At 51.5% G+C, this 15708-nt stretch carries 17 protein-coding genes and 1 pseudogene; 11 read left to right on the top strand and 7 right to left on the bottom strand.

The window, feature by feature from the left end; translation table 11 throughout:
* Window positions 1-91: 91 nt before the first annotated feature.
* A complete protein-coding gene (gene rna / locus HV346_RS05970) occupies window positions 92-901 on the top strand; it encodes a ribonuclease I (RefSeq protein ID WP_181622642.1) in 810 nt (269 codons plus the stop codon).
* On the opposite strand, the gene HV346_RS05965 is transcribed toward rna, so the two are convergent.
* Window positions 898-1509 (bottom strand): flavin reductase family protein, encoded by a 612-nt coding sequence (locus HV346_RS05965; RefSeq protein ID WP_181622641.1) that lies wholly within the window; start codon window positions 1507-1509, stop codon window positions 898-900. The two genes, rna and HV346_RS05965, sit on opposite strands and share 4 nt — an antisense overlap.
* Before the next feature lie 89 nt (window positions 1510-1598).
* Entirely contained in the window at window positions 1599-2429 is an 831-nt protein-coding gene (locus tag HV346_RS05960) for an alpha/beta hydrolase (protein WP_181622640.1), read from the bottom strand.
* A 255-nt stretch (window positions 2430-2684) separates the two neighbouring features.
* On the opposite strand from HV346_RS05960, the gene rnk reads away from it, so the two are divergent.
* The 3 genes from rnk to uspG all read left to right on the top strand — a co-directional run bounded on the left by rnk (window position 2685) and on the right by uspG (window position 3879).
* On the top strand, window positions 2685-3095 hold the full coding sequence (gene rnk / locus HV346_RS05955) for a nucleoside diphosphate kinase regulator (protein ID WP_181622639.1): 411 nt from the start codon (window positions 2685-2687) through the stop codon (window positions 3093-3095).
* Between the two features lie 138 nt (window positions 3096-3233).
* The gene (gene yldA / locus HV346_RS23495) at window positions 3234-3323 is read left to right on the top strand and encodes a small membrane protein YldA (protein ID WP_275943328.1); all 90 of its coding nucleotides are present in this window, start codon (window positions 3234-3236) and stop codon (window positions 3321-3323) included.
* A 127-nt stretch (window positions 3324-3450) separates the two neighbouring features.
* Complete coding sequence (gene uspG, locus HV346_RS05950) at window positions 3451-3879, top strand: universal stress protein UspG (protein WP_181622638.1); 429 nt, start codon at window positions 3451-3453, stop codon at window positions 3877-3879.
* A gap of 61 nt (window positions 3880-3940) precedes the next feature.
* On the opposite strand, the gene ahpF is transcribed toward uspG, so the two are convergent.
* Together ahpF and ahpC are read right to left on the bottom strand one after the other, a co-directional pair.
* Window positions 3941-5506: an alkyl hydroperoxide reductase subunit F gene (gene ahpF, locus HV346_RS05945; protein WP_181622637.1), complete on the bottom strand. Its 1566-nt coding sequence runs from the start codon at window positions 5504-5506 to the stop codon at window positions 3941-3943.
* A 175-nt stretch (window positions 5507-5681) separates the two neighbouring features.
* Window positions 5682-6245, bottom strand: a complete 564-nt coding sequence (ahpC, locus tag HV346_RS05940) for an alkyl hydroperoxide reductase subunit C (RefSeq protein WP_181622636.1) — start codon at window positions 6243-6245, stop codon at window positions 5682-5684.
* 657 nt (window positions 6246-6902) lie between these two features.
* On the opposite strand from ahpC, the gene HV346_RS05935 reads away from it, so the two are divergent.
* The 3 genes from HV346_RS05935 (at window position 6903) to HV346_RS05925 (ending at window position 9804) form a co-directional block, all read left to right on the top strand.
* The gene (locus tag HV346_RS05935) at window positions 6903-7802 is read left to right on the top strand and encodes a LysR family transcriptional regulator (RefSeq protein WP_181622635.1); all 900 of its coding nucleotides are present in this window, start codon (window positions 6903-6905) and stop codon (window positions 7800-7802) included.
* 167 nt (window positions 7803-7969) lie between these two features.
* A complete protein-coding gene (locus HV346_RS05930; RefSeq protein WP_181622634.1) occupies window positions 7970-9193 on the top strand; it encodes a phosphoadenosine phosphosulfate reductase in 1224 nt (407 codons plus the stop codon).
* On the top strand, window positions 9178-9804 hold the full coding sequence (locus tag HV346_RS05925; RefSeq protein WP_181622633.1) for a ParB/RepB/Spo0J family partition protein: 627 nt from the start codon (window positions 9178-9180) through the stop codon (window positions 9802-9804). The genes HV346_RS05930 and HV346_RS05925 overlap by 16 nt, the downstream gene beginning before the upstream one ends.
* Here HV346_RS05925 and HV346_RS05920 read toward each other — a convergent pair whose 3' ends face one another.
* Window positions 9805-10965: a pyridoxal phosphate-dependent aminotransferase gene (locus tag HV346_RS05920; RefSeq protein ID WP_181622632.1), complete on the bottom strand. Its 1161-nt coding sequence runs from the start codon at window positions 10963-10965 to the stop codon at window positions 9805-9807.
* A 125-nt stretch (window positions 10966-11090) separates the two neighbouring features.
* Between HV346_RS05920 and HV346_RS05915 the strand changes: the two genes are divergently transcribed.
* From HV346_RS05915 to HV346_RS05905, 3 genes are read left to right on the top strand one after another with little or no spacing between them, the layout of a single operon-like run.
* On the top strand, window positions 11091-11705 hold the full coding sequence (locus tag HV346_RS05915) for a methylthioribulose 1-phosphate dehydratase (protein ID WP_181622631.1): 615 nt from the start codon (window positions 11091-11093) through the stop codon (window positions 11703-11705).
* Complete coding sequence (mtnC, locus tag HV346_RS05910) at window positions 11702-12391, top strand: acireductone synthase (RefSeq protein ID WP_181622630.1); 690 nt, start codon at window positions 11702-11704, stop codon at window positions 12389-12391. Before HV346_RS05915 ends, mtnC begins: the two co-directional genes overlap by 4 nt.
* Complete coding sequence (locus HV346_RS05905) at window positions 12388-12930, top strand: acireductone dioxygenase (protein WP_181622629.1); 543 nt, start codon at window positions 12388-12390, stop codon at window positions 12928-12930. The genes mtnC and HV346_RS05905 overlap by 4 nt, the downstream gene beginning before the upstream one ends.
* A 48-nt stretch (window positions 12931-12978) precedes the next feature.
* On the opposite strand, the pseudogene HV346_RS05900 reads toward HV346_RS05905, so the two are convergent.
* A pseudogene (locus tag HV346_RS05900) lies at window positions 12979-13304 on the bottom strand (SRPBCC domain-containing protein).
* Between the two features lie 42 nt (window positions 13305-13346).
* On the bottom strand, window positions 13347-14363 hold the full coding sequence (gene mtnA, locus HV346_RS05895; RefSeq protein ID WP_181622628.1) for an S-methyl-5-thioribose-1-phosphate isomerase: 1017 nt from the start codon (window positions 14361-14363) through the stop codon (window positions 13347-13349).
* Window positions 14364-14468: 105 nt separating this feature from the next.
* On the opposite strand from mtnA, the gene mtnK reads away from it, so the two are divergent.
* Window positions 14469-15668, top strand: coding sequence for an S-methyl-5-thioribose kinase (gene mtnK / locus HV346_RS05890; protein ID WP_181623703.1), 1200 nt, complete (start codon window positions 14469-14471; stop codon window positions 15666-15668).
* Window positions 15669-15708 lie beyond the last annotated feature (40 nt).

Below are 15708 nucleotides of genomic sequence, written 5' to 3'. Positions count from 1 at the left end.
CGGTTCTCTGCACACAAAAAGCGCCTACGGGCGCTTTTTGTGCTTTAATCGTTCCCGTAAATCACTCTCTCTTAATTAATCAGGAATTCAAATGTTCAGAAAGGATGTCGTTATCCCGTCTGGCGCGATGGCGCTTGCACTCTGCGTTTTCTCCGCACAGGCAGAACCGCTTAAGGCCACTCAGTATACGGATTTCGACCGCTATGTATTGGCGCTTTCCTGGCAAACCGGGTTCTGTCAGAGCATGCACGATCGCAATCGTAATGAGCCTGACGAGTGTCGACTGCAAAAAGAGAGTGCGACCAAAACGGATTTCCTCACGGTTCACGGCTTGTGGCCTGGTCTACCAAAATCGATTGCCGCTCGTGGAGTCGATGAACGTCGCTGGATGCGTTTTGGTTGTGCCACGCGCCCGATCCCCAACATGCCAGAGGTGAAAGGTAGCCGGAAATGTTCGGCGGCTGAAACGGGTTTGTCACTGGAAACGGCGGCAAAGCTCAGCAACGTGATGCCCGGCGCGGGCGGTAACGCCTGTCTTGAACGGTATGAATATGCCAAGCATGGGGTCTGCTTTGGCTTCGATCCTGACGCCTATTTCGGCACAATGGTGCGCATGAATCAGGATGTGAGGAGCAGTGCCCTGGGACACTTTTTAGCGGAAAACTACGGTAAAACGGTGTCTCGCCGCGATTTCAATGATGCCGTAGCCAAAAGCTGGGGCAAAGCCAGCGTTAACGCGGTGAAACTCAGTTGTGACGGGAACCCGGCTTATCTGACGGAAATGCAAATTTCCCTTAACGCCGCGACCATCAACGCGCCACTCTCCTCCGCGTCCTTCGCCCCACAGCCACACCCGGGTAACTGCGGAAAACAGTTTGTGATCGATAAAGTGGGTTACTAAGCCCCAGGACGCACCAGGTCAAAGCGGTGCTCATCGCTGATGCCGTAATACGCCGATGGTCCACCTGCGCGCAGGATGGGCCGCGCTTTCGCGGTCTGGTAGATACCGTCCTCCAGTAACGACTCGGCAATATGAATGCCGACAACTTCCCCTAACACCAGCCAGGTATCAATCGCCGTTCCGTCTGCGCCGGTTAGCTGAATACACTGCGACAAACGACATTCAAAATTCACCGGGCTTTCTGCCACTCGGGACGCGCTCACCAGATGACTCGCCGCTGGCGTCAGCCCGGCAAAGGCAAACTCATTCTCCCCATGCGGTAACATCGCTGATGTTTGGTTCATGGCTTCGGCGAGATCTCGTGTTGCAAGATTCCAGACAAACTCACCCGTCTCGACAATATTTCGCACACTGTCCTTCCAGCCGTTGCTGGAAAAACCAATGATTGGCGGGCGGTAGTTAAAGCAGTTAAAAAAGCTATAGGGGGCGAGATTCGCCTGACCGGCGTTATCACGTGAAGAGATCCAGCCAATTGGCCGTGGGCCGATAATGGCATTTAACGGGTCATGCGGCAGGCCGTGTCCCTGAGAAGGTTGATAAAAGTACATATTGCTCTCTCAATGGTGGGGCAGCCACGAAATACGCTTCGCTCATTGCCCTGATTCAGGACGATCAGCGTAACGCAATCCGCCCCAGATTAAGACTGAATAAATTTCAGCAAATCGTCATTAATCTGCTGTTTTTCGGTGGTGCAGATCCCGTGCGAACCGCCGGGATACACTTTCAGTTGGGCATCAGGCAGGATCTCCGCCGCCACTTTCCCGCAGGTTTCGAATGGCACGATTTGATCGTCATCGCCATGGATCACCAGCGTCGGAATGGTCATCTTTTTCAGATCTTCGCGCAGGTCAGTTTCTGAGAAGGCTTTTATGCAGTCGTACATTGCCTTAATCGAGCCCTGAAGCCCCTGCTCAACAAAACTTTCCCGAACCGCTTTTGACTCTTTCGCACCAGGGCGGTTATAGCCATAAAATGCAGCGGTAAGTTCATAGAAGAATGCAGCCCGGTCATTAACCACCCCATCCCGAATACCATCAAACACCTCTTTAGGAACCCCGTTCGGGTTGAAATCGGTTTTGATCATAATCGGTGTCACCGCACCTATCAGTACCGCTTTTGCTACCCGAGCAGTACCGTGGCGACCAATATATCGCGCTACTTCTCCCCCGCCCGTCGAATGGCCGACGTGAACGGCATCTTTCAGATTCAGATGTGCTGTCAACGCAGCAAGATCGTCAGCGTACTGATCCATGTTATGCCCGTCCCACGGCTGTGCCGAACGGCCATGACCCCGGCGATCGTGCGCAATTACGCGAAATCCTTTTGACCCCAGATATAACATTTGATCTTCAAAAGCATCTGCCGTCAGTGGCCAGCCATGGCTAAAGACAATCGGCTGCCCACTTCCCCAGTCCTTAAAGTGCAAATAACTGCCATCTTTCAAGGTAAGTTTGTCGTAATCGCTCATGAGATCTCCTCAACGGAACACAGAATGCGGATAGTCACCCCGGAAAGGGCGCTTAAAAAGGATAATGCAAATTTGCGAGGGATCACGTTTTTCGCCAAAAATTCATATGCACCATGAATGTGATGTTCATCACTTCAAACTTGCGCGCGCAGACAGTATCATCGGAAGAGTTAAAACCCTCGCTGCCAGACGGCGAGGGTTTTCTTTTGGATTGGTTTCTGCGGTACACGCAGCATTAACGACATGGAGTAATAAATGTCCAGACCCACAATTATCATTAATGAACTCGACGCAGAACGTATTGACAGGCTCCTGGAAAAACCAGAATTCGCCTCACTGCCGATTGCCGACGCGCTGAATGCCGAACTGGATCGGGCACAGATGTGTACACCCGAGTCCATGCCGCATGATGTGGTGACGATGAACAGCCAGGTCAAATTCCGCGACCTCACAACCGGTGAGGAACGTACCCGCACGCTGGTGTATCCCGCGCAAATGACGGACAGCAGCACACAGCTTTCGGTTCTTGCACCAGTTGGTGCGGCACTGATTGGCCTGCGTACCGGCGATACTATCCACTGGGAATTGCCTGGCGGCGTTTCTACACACCTGGAAGTGCTGGAACTGCTCTACCAGCCAGAAGCAGCGGGCGATTACCTGCGTTAATCCCACCTAAACACGCGCTCACTGCGCTGCACAGAGGATGCAAAGGCATCCTCTTTCTGTAATTTCACACATTCTTACTATTTATCACAAAAACACCTTAATCCAGGCTTAATCCGTTTCAGTGCCGCGGGGACGGTCATGGGTGAAGTGCTGGGCATCACCATTGCATTTCTTATTTTTATGGCGATCATCGTCACGGCAGTGCTTTATCTTGAGCGCTACTGGTAACACCTCCACTCTACAGCCCCACTCAAAGAAAACCTCCTCAGCATTAAAAAGTGCCAGACAGATATCAGAAACGCATACTATTTTGTGCTTGAATGGTTTTAGCGTTTATAAACAAGGAGAAACGGGTATGTATAAGAGAATCATTATGCCGGTTGATGTTTTCGAAATGGAACTAAGCGATAAAGCCGTACGTCACGCAGAATTCCTCGCGCAACAGGAGGGCATTATTCACCTCATGCACGTCTTGCCAGGTTCGGCCAGCCTGAGCCTGCACCGTTTTGCCGCCGATGTGCGCCGCTTTGAGGAGCATTTGCAGCACGAAGCAGAAACCCGTCTGCAAACGATGGTAGGCCATTTCAGCATCGATCCATCACGTATAAAAACGCACGTTCGCTTTGGCAGCGTGCGTGATGCCGTCAATGAACTGGCGGAAGAAATAAAAGCTGACGTAGTTGTTATCGGCTCACGTAATCCGTCTATCACCACGCATCTGCTGGGATCAAATGCCTCAAGCGTGATCCGCCACACGCACATTCCGGTGATGGTCGTCCGATAACAAAAAAAGGCCACCTTTCGGTGGCCTTCTGATTTTGCAGGTGTCGCCTTACTTTCTTTTCTTATGCTGTTTTCGTACGAATCAGATAATCAAACGAGCTTAAAGAGGCTTTCGCGCCTTCGCCTGTCGCGATGATAATCTGTTTGTACGGTACGGTCGTACAGTCGCCCGCCGCAAATATGCCTTTTACGCTGGTTTCGCACTTCGCATCAATCATGATTTCGCCCATGCGGTTGCGCTCAATTGCGCCTTCCAGCCATGTGGTATTCGGCAGCAGACCAATCTGAACGAAAATGCCCGACAACGGCACACTGTGAACATCGCCACTCACGCGGTCACGGTATTCCAGCCCGGTCACTTTGCTGCCATCGCCCTTCACTTCCGTCGTCTGTGCATTCAGCACGATATCGACGTTCTTCAGGCTACGGACTTTATCCTGAAGGACCTGGTCTGCTTTCATTTCAGGTGCGAACTCCAGCAGGGTAACGTGTTCAACAATCCCCGCCAGATCAATCGCGGCTTCCACACCGGAGTTCCCGCCACCGATAACCGCAACACGTTTACCTTTAAACAATGGGCCATCACAGTGCGGACAGTACGTTACCCCTTTGGTACGGTACTGATCTTCACCTGGCACGTTCATGTTGCGCCATTTAGCGCCAGTTGCAATGATAATGCTGCGTGCTTTCAACACTGCGCCAGACGCGGTTTCAATCTGGTGTAAGCCACCTTCAACGGCTGCCGGAACCAGTTTGCTGGCACTCTGGCTGTCGATCACATCGACGTCGTAATCGCTCACGTGGGCTTTCAGAGCACCGGCAAGTTTCTGGCCTTCGGTTTTTGGTACAGAAATGTAGTTTTCAATATCAACGGTATCGAGGACCTGACCACCAAAACGCTCGCCCATCAGGCCGGTACGGATACCTTTACGCGCAGAGTAAACGGCTGCCGCCGCACCCGCAGGGCCGGAGCCGACAATCAACACATCGTAGGCATCGCGCTTATTCAGCTCTTCTGCCGCCCGTTTTTCCGCACCGGTATCCACTTTGGCGACAATCTCTGTCAGCGTCATACGGCCCTGACCAAACTCCTGACCGTTCATGAAGACCGCCGGAACGCCCATCACGTTGCGATCGGTAATTTCGTTCTGGAACACACCGCCATCGATCGCGGTATGTTTGATGCGCGGGTTCAGAACCGACATCAGGTTCAATGCCTGTACCACGTCCGGACAGTTGTGACAGGAGAGCGAGTAATAGGTTTCGAACTCAAAATCACCGTCAATATTGCGGATCTGTTCCAGCAACGCTTGCGCTTCTTTTGACGGATGCCCGCCCGTCCATAACAGTGCCAGAACCAGGGAGGTAAATTCGTGTCCTAACGGAGAACCGGCAAAGCGTGGTCCTTGGTCAGAACCAGGGTTCGTAATCAGGAATGACGGCTTACGTACTGCCAGGCTGTTATCTTCTTTAAACGTCACCTTTGGCGACAGTTCTGCGATTTCCGCCAGCAGTTCCTTGATTTCTGCCGATTTAGCGCTGTCATCCAGCGTGGCAATCAGCTCAACAGGTTTGGTCAGTTTCTCAAGGTATGCCTTGAGCTGGGTTTTCATATTTGTGTCGAGCATTATTCTTCCCTCTCTAAAAACGTCATCATGCAAGCTGCCTTATTCAGGCTGCCGGAATGCAACTTGCATCATGGTGCTGGAAATAAACGGGTGCGGCGCACCCGTTTAAGGATTAATTCGCAAGCATTTCGCATTACAGGAAGGTTGCAACCTGTAGCGTAAAGGCGACTTAAATTTAGATTTTGCCTACCAGGTCTAAAGATGGAGCCAGAGTGGCCTCACCTTCTTTCCATTTAGCCGGGCACACTTCACCTGGGTGGGAAGCAACATACTGAGCCGCTTTGATTTTGCGCAGCAGGTCAGATGCATCACGGCCGATACCTTCAGCGGTAACTTCGATAGCCTGGATAATACCCTGCGGGTCAACAACGAAGGTTGCACGATCGGCCAGACCTTCATCTTCACGCATGTTGTCGAAGTTACGGGTCAGGGCGCCAGTCGGGTCACCGATCATCGCGTATTTGATTTTAGCGATAGTTTCAGAGCTGCTGTGCCATGCTTTATGGGTGAAGTGGGTATCAGTAGAAACAGAGTAAACGTCTACACCCAGTTTCTGCAGTTCGTCGTAATGGTCTGCTACATCACCCAGTTCAGTCGGGCATACGAAGGTGAAATCTGCCGGATAGAAGAAGAACACACTCCAGCGGCCTTCAGTATCTTTCTCGGTAACTTCTACGAATTCACCGTTTTTGAACGCCTGGTTTTTGAAAGGTTTAATTTTAGTGTTAATCAAAGACATCTGTACTTCCTCCGTGTTTTCGTTGAGATGTAAGGTAACCCGCTTTTTTCATCAGGGCTAATGCGTACGCTTTATCAAATCAATCAGTCAAACCTAACAACACGCCTGACCCCGTTAACATCCGCTGAAAGTAAAAAGGCCGCCTCAATGGGCGGCCCTGATACCTGAATTACCCACTGGTATTTCAGTGCCAGCCAAAGCTGGCGTTGCGTTGCGCTCTACATACCCTATATCAAGGCCGTAACAGCCATGTGATTACACCATCGGTCTGGACGTTGAGCAATGCACCGCAGAGGCATTCTTATCTATGGCTGCGATAGGTTTTGCCAAAGAAAGCATCATGTTTGCAGCAAGTAAGCCCAATATAAATAACAGAATGCATCGCGTTATCATGCGGCTGATAAATTCAAAAACATGATAGGTATCACTCTAAACATAAATAACAGTTGTCATTCAAGATGAGACCATCCAGTTTTTAGCATAAAAATAACTTAAAGATAAATTCAGGCGTATTTTAATAATCTGCAATCATGATATATTAAGCAAATATTAAAAAAGAATTAAGTCGATTAACGCAAAAGATTGCGAATAGTTAACCGTCTTCTATAGTTAATGTGTATACATTGACGGGCGTAAACCGCACTCTCAGGATGGACCATGGCCAATCTCTACGATCTTAAAAAATTCGACCTTAATCTTCTGGTCATCTTTGAGTGTATTTATCAGCACCTGAGTATTAGTAAGGCTGCGGAAACACTTTACATTACCCCTTCAGCGGTCAGCCAGTCACTGCAACGGCTGCGTAATCAACTTAACGACCCGCTGTTTATCCGTTCGGGTAAGGGGATCACGCCCACCACCGTAGGGGTCAATCTCCACCATCATCTGGAACAAAACTTAAATCAGATTGAGCAAACCATTAACATCATGCATAGTTCTGAGCTCAAGAAGAACTTTGTTATCTTCTGTCCTCAGGTTATTGCGCCCGGCGCGCTTCTTTCACTGGTTAACTTCCTGATTTCAGAGCACCATTACAAAATCGAACTGCGCGATATGCTGCTTTCACCGGAGTCAGCCGAAGATTTACTCGCCTACCGCAAAGCCGATTTGGTGTTCACTTTTTCACCTGTTAATAACCGCTCCGTTATCTGCTCACGTTTTCGCGTCATCCCGATGATACTTATCTGCAATAAAGATCACCCGCGTCTCGGCGATAAGGCCACCCGGGAAGAGCTGATGAACGAGAATTTCACGCTTTTTCACAGCAATGAGCATGGTGTAAAAGAGTTTCAGGCTCAGGCTGAATCTATATTTCCGGACAGAAACATTGTATTCAGCTCCGACTCTTTCATTTCGATAATCAATATTATCAGCACATCAGATCTGATTGGTTATATTCCTGAAATTGCCTATGAAAGCTATAAAACATCAATGAATGTAAAACGAGTAGAGATACCTTTCGAACTCCCTGTCGCTGAGGTCTATATGCTCTACAATAGAGCATCGCTTAATAGCGCCGTCTTCTCACAAATCATCGAACAAATTCCTCTGGAGTGAGAGGCTATGTTACTTAAATGTCCGAACAAAACATTTAAGTAACATGATTTACGTCATCCTTTTTAGCCATTTAATTCTTTAATCACCCGGTATTTCCTTTACTATCTGCGGCTACATTTCCATTGACGAGACCTGTCCGGTATTCATTACCCAGGAAGTAATTGATCGTGTCAATATATAAATATCCGCTTGCACAGAATGTGCTTGAAGCCGCCGTAGAACGAATTGAATGGGCGCTTGAAAACATTCCTCACGTTTGTGTCTCTTTTTCCGGAGGAAAAGACTCAACCATCATGTTGCATCTCACTGCACAACATGCGAGGAAACAGAACAAAAAAATTAGCGTGTTGTTTATCGACTGGGAGGCACAATTTTCCTGCACCATTGAGCATGTGCAAAATATGCGTGCATTATACCGCGATGTTATCGATCGTTTTTTCTGGGTTGCACTTCCCCTGACTACGCAAAACGCACTCTCACAGTTTCAGCCCGAATGGCAATGTTGGGAGCCAGGTGTTCATTGGGTACGTCAGCCCCCTGAAGACGCCATTACTGACCCCGAATATTTCGATTTTTATCAGCAGGGCATGACCTTTGAAGCCTTCGTCCGCTCATTTTCCGATTGGTTTTCGCAACAACGCCCCTCCACGGTCATGATCGGCATTCGCGCTGACGAGTCCTACAACCGTTTTCTGACTATCGCCAACGCGCGTAAACGGCGTTTTGCCGATGATAAACCCTGGACCAGCGTCGCACCCGGTGGGCACGCCTGGTATATCTACCCTCTTTACGACTGGAAAACAGCCGACATCTGGACCTGGTTTGCCAAAACAGGATGTTGCTATAACCCGCTATATAACCTGATGTTTCAGGCCGGCGTTCCGCCTCGTTATATGCGGATCTGCGAACCCTTTGGGCCTGAGCAACGTCAGGGGTTGTGGCTCTATCATGTTCTTGAACCTGAGCGCTGGGCAGCCATGTGTGAGCGTGTCAGTGGCGTACGAAGTGGTGGCATCTACGCGGGTCACGACAACCATTTTTATGGCCACCGTAAAATTATCAAACCGGATCATCTTCGCTGGTACGAATACGCCATGCTGTTGCTCGATAGCATGCCGCAAACCACAGCTGAACATTATCGCAATAAAATTGCCGTTTATTTGCACTGGTATCAAAAGAGAGGAATGGATGATATTCCCGATACCCAGGAAGGTGACATAGGTTCAAAAGATATCCCTTCATGGCGACGTATTTGTAAGGTTCTGCTCAATAACGATTACTGGTGTCGGGCACTCTCCTTCAGCCCAAATAAGCCAAATCACTATCAACGCTACAATGCACGGATGAAAAACAAACGCAAGGAATGGGGAATTTTATGCAACAACGATTGATCAAAGAGATGGAAAGCTATCTTCAGTCACTCTCTGAAGCTGAACGGATTGATGCGATAAATACCTTTCGTCACACGATCCATACGCTTAGCCCGTTCAGGGAACAGCCTATCGATTGCGTGCTATGGATCAAACACGATGATATTTATGCCAATGACTACAACCCCAATAACGTTGCCCCACCGGAAAAACGGCTGCTCAGCCAATCTCTGGAGATAGATGGTTTCACACAACCGATTGTGGTGACGGAGAGCGAACCGCAACATTACGAAATCGTCGATGGTTTTCACCGCCATGAGATCGGTAAAAGCCGGGCCGCGTTAAAACGCCAGTTGAAAGGCTACTTACCTGTTACCTGCCTGCGCAAAGAACGGCAGGAGAAGGTTGATCGCATGGCCGCCACGATCCGCCATAACCGTGCCCGAGGACGCCATCAAATTAACGCCATGTCTGAGATTGTGCGCGAACTGGCATTACTGGGCTGGAGTGAAGTGAAAATTGGTAAAGAACTTGGCATGGACAGCGATGAAGTATTGCGCCTGAAACAAATCAACGGCCTGCTGGAGCTGTTTGCAGACCGTCGATATTCAGAAGCCTGGACGGTGAAGTAATCAGAGCGTATTAAGACGTTCTGCAGCAGCCAGTAGCGTCGATTCCTGCTTCGCAAAACAGAGTCGAATCAGTTTATGCGGAAATGGATCGGCGCAAAAAACAGAGAGCGGGATTGCCGCAACACCGACTTCTTTCGTCAACCACTGACAAAAACTCACATCATCCAGATCGGAAATAGCACTGTAATCCGCCAGCAGGAAATAGGTCCCTTCACAGGGTAAAATCTCCAGACGGCTCTGGCTCAGCGCATTCACAAACAGATCGCGACGTGCACGGTAAAATTCAGGTAACTGTCGATAATGCTCCGGCTCTGCGCGCAACATGTCGGCAATAGCCAGCTGTGCTGGCGTGTTCACCGCAAAAGTCAGGTACTGGTGTACTTTACGCAACTCAGTGCTGATGGCCGCCGGAGCCACACAGTACCCCACCTTCCAGCCGGTCATATGGTAGGTTTTACCGAACGAAGAGACAGCAATCGATCGCTCACGTAATTGAGGATGCGCCAGCACGCTGGCGTGCCCTTCCTCTGCAAAACAGATGTGCTCGTACACTTCATCGCTCAGTACATAGATCTCATGTTCGGCAATGGCCTGCCACAGGGCGGAAAAATCATCTTTACGCCATACGGTGGCTGACGGGTTATGTGGCGTATTGAGGATCACCAGACGGGTTTTATCGCTCAGCAAGGCGGAAAATGCCTGCCAGTCTGGACGAAAATGCGGTGGCTGAAGCGCCACACGTTTCACCACCCCACCGGAAAGTTCTATTGCCGGTGCGTAGCTATCGTAGCTTGGGTCGAAACAGATCACTTCATCGCCCGTTCGCACCAGTGCGGTGATGGCCGCATAGAGCGCCTCGGTAGCCCCCGCCGTGACCGTGATTTCGCTATTGGCATCCGGCTTGTAGCCGTACAACTCTGCTGTTTTATCGGAAATCGCATCCCGGAGCGCCTGAGCCCCCGTCATCGGCGCATACTGGTTCGCCCCCTGCGTCACATGGTGAGCCAGACGTTCCTGCAAATAGGTCGGGCCGTCAAAATCCGGGAATCCCTGGGACAGGTTAATAGCGTTGTGCTGCTGAGCCAGAGCGCTCATTTGCGTAAAGATCGTTGTGCCAAGATTGGGAAGTTTGCTCTGAGGAATCAATGCGTTATTGCTCATTGTGTTGTGCCTGCATGTAATACTTATGTTGCTGCCACTATAACACGATGTTAGTCTTTGGCAATCAAGACGCTTAGACGTCTATACGATATAAATATTCCTGGCCGACAGAGGGTAAAAGGAAAATGACAGACAACCTGCAACTTACACAACTGGCCGACGCCTGCCGCTGGATTGGCGCAAAAGGGTGGGCCCCTGCAACAGGCGGCAATATGTCGGTACGCCAGGACGAAACGCTCTGCTGGCTGAGTGAATCCGGCAAAGATAAAGGCAGCCTCACGACAGAAGACTTCCTGCAAGTGGAGATCGCCACGAATCGCGCGCCATCGGGTCGTAAACCGTCTGCCGAAACGGGTCTACATACGCTGATTTACCGCCTGTTCCCACAGGCCAACGCGGTGTTACACGTGCACACGGTGAATGCCACGGTGTTGTCGCGCCTGATCAAAGGCCCTGCACTCCAGCTCAGCGGTTTTGAAATGCAGAAATCCCTCTCCGGGCAGACGACGCACCGGGACACCGTCACCATCCCGGTTTTCGATAACGACCAGGATATTGACGCCCTCGCTTCGCGAATCGCCCATTACGCCGAGGAACAAGCGCTTAATTATGGTTTTCTTCTGCGCGGTCATGGCTTAACCTGCTGGGGACGTGATGTGGCAGAAGCCCGACGTCATCTGGAGGGATTAGAATTCCTATTTGAATGCGAAATGCGTTTACGACAACTGGAGAGAGTATGATTCGCGCGATTGTGACGGATATTGAAGGGACCACCAGCGATATCCGTTTTGTCCATGATGTTTTGTTCCCTTATGCGCGTGAGCGACTGGCGGCCTTCGTGACCGCTCAGCAGTACGCCGAACCGGTCAAATCGATTCTGGACAACCTGCGTGATGAAATCAGCAATCCGCATGCCAGCGCCAGCGAACTTACCGACGCTCTGTTTACGTTCATGGATGAAGACCGCAAATCGACGGCACTGAAAGCCTTGCAGGGCATTATCTGGCACGACGGATACGTGAACGGCGATTTTACCGGCCATCTCTACCCGGACGTCCTGCCTGCGCTGGAAAAATGGAAAGCACAAGGCATTGATCTCTATGTTTATTCCTCTGGCTCCGTTGCTGCGCAAAAACTGTTATTTGGCTACAGCGACGAAGGTGATATTACTCATCTGTTCAGCGGCTATTTTGATACCCATGTGGGTGCGAAGCGCGAAACGCAGTCGTACAGCACCATCGCCACGCAGATTGGCGTGTCCCCGGCGCAGATCCTGTTCCTGTCCGATATTCATCAGGAGCTGGATGCAGCCGCACAGGCCGGTTTCCGTACGTTGCAGTTGATCCGTGGTGATGACGATGGCGCGAGTCAGCATCATCAGGTGCACCAGTTTGACGAGATTAATCCGGAGCAGATCCCTTCATGAGCGCATTGACCATTTATTCCGATAAAGATGCCAGCGAACCACAGTGGCACAGCACCAACACCGCCGACATCGCCCAACAACTCAACGCCAAAGGTGTGCGTTTTGAGCGCTGGGCTGCCGATCGCGATTTAGGCCGTGACCCCGCCCCTGAAACGGTGATCGACGCCTATCAGCACGCCATTGACAAACTGGTCGCCGAGAAGGGCTATCAGAGCTGGGATGTCATCAGCCTGCGGGCCGATAACCCGCAAAAAGAGGCGCTGCGTGCCAAGTTTTTGAACGAGCATACACACGGCGAAGATGAAGTGCGTTTCTTTGTCGAAGGCGCCGGGCTGTTTTGCCTGCACATCGGTGACCAGGTTTACCAGGTGCTGTGTGAGAAAAACGATCTGATCTCAGTTCCCGCAGGCACACCACACTGGTTTGATATGGGTTCAGAGCCGAACTTTACCGCAATCCGTATTTTCGATAACCCAGAAGGGTGGATTGCACAGTTTACCGGGGATGCGATTGCGGATGCGTATCCGCGCCTGGCATAGGCTGGTTTTCACCCTCTCCCATGGGGAGAGGGTATAAGCACGCACTCTTTACCGTTTCAGCCCCTTCACATACGCCACCAGTTGATTCAGCACAATTCCCCAGCCTTCGGTGTAGCCATCGGTAAACACCCGCTTTTTGCCCGGATCAATTTCCAGGAACACGCCTTTGTTGTCCATCCGCTGGCCATCCACCTCAAATACGGTGTTAAAGCGCCCGCCCACGCGTAAATCAAGGTCACATTCGGTCACTTTATGGGGAACAGGAATGAAGAAGTTTTTGATGTGCTCTGGCGTGGTCCAGCAGAGCACAGCAAGTCGCGTGGCGCATCCACCACGCGTTCCAGTTTTAAATCAGTATTGGGATCAAGCTTCACGATTCTGTCCTCTAAGGGGAGCCCCTTATAGGATAGCCAGGCTCAGGCGAATTTCCCTTTTGCCACCTCTTGCGGCGTGACCACGCCGGTATCCAGCACCCAGCCGCTGATCAGCGCCGCTGGCGTAACATCAAATGCCGGGTTGTAGACCTGCGCATCCTCTGGAGCCCACTGCACCGAACCAAAGCTTCCGGCCACACCTGTCACTTCGCTGGCGGCACGTTGTTCAATGGGGATCGCATCGCCGTTCGGGCAGTTTGGATCAAGTGTGGTTTGTGGGGCTGCCACATAAAACGGAATGCCGTGGAATTTCGCCAGTACCGCCAGAGAATATGTCCCGATTTTGTTCGCCACATCCCCGTTCGCGGCAATGCGGTCTGCCCCGACCCACACGGCATCCACCTGCCCTTTTGCCATCAGGCTGGCGGCCATCGAATCAGTAATCAGCTGATACGGCACGCCCAGCTCCCCCAGTTCCCATGCGGTCAGCCTGCCGCCCTGCAATAATGGACGCGTTTCATCCACCCAGACGTTGCTGACGTGGCCTTCCTGGTGCGCACGCGCAATGACACCCAACGCCGTCCCCACTCCGGCTGTCGCCAGGCCGCCCGTATTACAATGCGTGAGCAGTCGGCTGCCCGGTTTGACCAGCGCGCTACCCGCTTGCGCAATCGCATTGCAGAGCTGTTTATCTTCATCAATCAGATGCAGCGCCTCCGCCACCAGTGCCGGGACAAAATCTTCCTGCCACAGCGCCTGCTTCATGCGGTCGAGGTTATTCATCAGGTTCACTGCTGTCGGGCGAGAGGCCCGCAGGGTATCCAGCGCCAGCGCCAGTTCGTCACGGTTTTTGCCGTTTTCTGCCAGCAACGCCAAAAGCAGGCTGGCGGAAAGCCCAATCAGCGGTGCACCACGCACGCGCAGAGCATGAATATGTCCCACCAGCGCCTCGACCGTGGAGGCATCCAGCCAGCGTTTCTCCTGCGGAAGTGCCTGCTGATCGAGAATAAAGAGCTGATTATCCGCCACCCGCAGGCTGGTCGTCTGTAATGTCTGCATGTCGTTAATTCTCTGTTGCGTTGATGTATCACATTGTGTCAGGATGAAATCCAGATGTATAGACGTCTAAATGTCTTTATTACTAAAATCAGTGAGGAACAGGCAATGTCGCAATACCGTACCTTTACCGCCCAGGATGCAGTGGAGTATGCAAAGCAGTTTGGCGGACTCGATAACCCATCATCGCTGGTAGAGGCGCAGGAAGTTGGCGACGGCAACCTCAATCTGGTCTTTAAAATTTTCGACGCCGAGGGAGTAAGCCGCATCGTCGTCAAGCAGGCCCTGCCCTATGTTCGCTGCGTAGGTGAATCCTGGCCACTCACGCTGGATCGCGCCCGTCTGGAGGCGCAGACACTGGTGGAACACTATCAACATAGCCCGCAGCACACCGTTAAAATCCATCATTTCGACCCGGAGCTGGCGGTGATGGTGATGGAAGATCTCTCCAGCCATAAAATCTGGCGCGGTGAGCTGGTTCAAGGCATTTACTACCCGCAGGCCGCTCGCCAGTTAGGGGAATATCTTGCTCACACGCTGTTCCACACCAGCGACTTTTATCTGCATCCGCATGATAAAAAAGCGCAGGTGGCAAAATTCATTAACCCCGAAATGTGTGAGATCACCGAAGATCTGTTCTTCAACGATCCCTACCAGATCCACGAACGTAATAACTATCCTGCGGCACTGGAACACGACGTTGCCGCCCTGCGCGACGACGCTCAACTGAAAATTGCCGTCGCTGCCCTTAAACACCGCTTCTTCTCTCAGGCTGAAGCATTGCTTCACGGCGATATTCACAGCGGTTCGATTTTTGTCGCTGACGGTAGCCTGAAAGCGATTGACGCCGAATTTGGCTATTACGGCCCGATTGGCTTTGACATCGGTACAGCAATTGGCAACCTGCTGCTGAACTTCTGTGGCCTGCCGGGGCATCTGGGTATTCGCGATGCCGCGGCTGCCCGCGAACAGCGTCTGAGCGATATTCAGGAACTGTGGAACACCTTCGCTGAACGCTTCCAGACACTGGCGAGCGAGAAAACGCGTGATGCCGCCCTGAACGTACCGGGTTATGCCTCCACGTTCCTGAAAAAGGTCTGGCAGGATGCGATTGGCTTCTGCGGTACAGAGCTGATTCGACGCAGTGTCGGCCTGTCTCACGTGGCCGACATTGACACCATTCAGGATGAAGCCATGCGCCACGAATGCCTGCGCCACGCGATTACACTCGGTAAGGCACTGATTGTGATTGCCGAGCGAATCGATAGCGCAGAAGAGCTGGTGGCGCGGATACGTCAGTACAGTTGATATTCTCCTTCTCCCGGTGGGAGAGGGCCGGGTGAGGGCG

The organism is Enterobacter sp. RHBSTW-00994 (genome assembly GCF_013782625.1).
GTDB lineage: Bacteria > Pseudomonadota > Gammaproteobacteria > Enterobacterales > Enterobacteriaceae > Enterobacter.
This window is presented reverse-complemented; position numbering and strand designations above follow the sequence as displayed.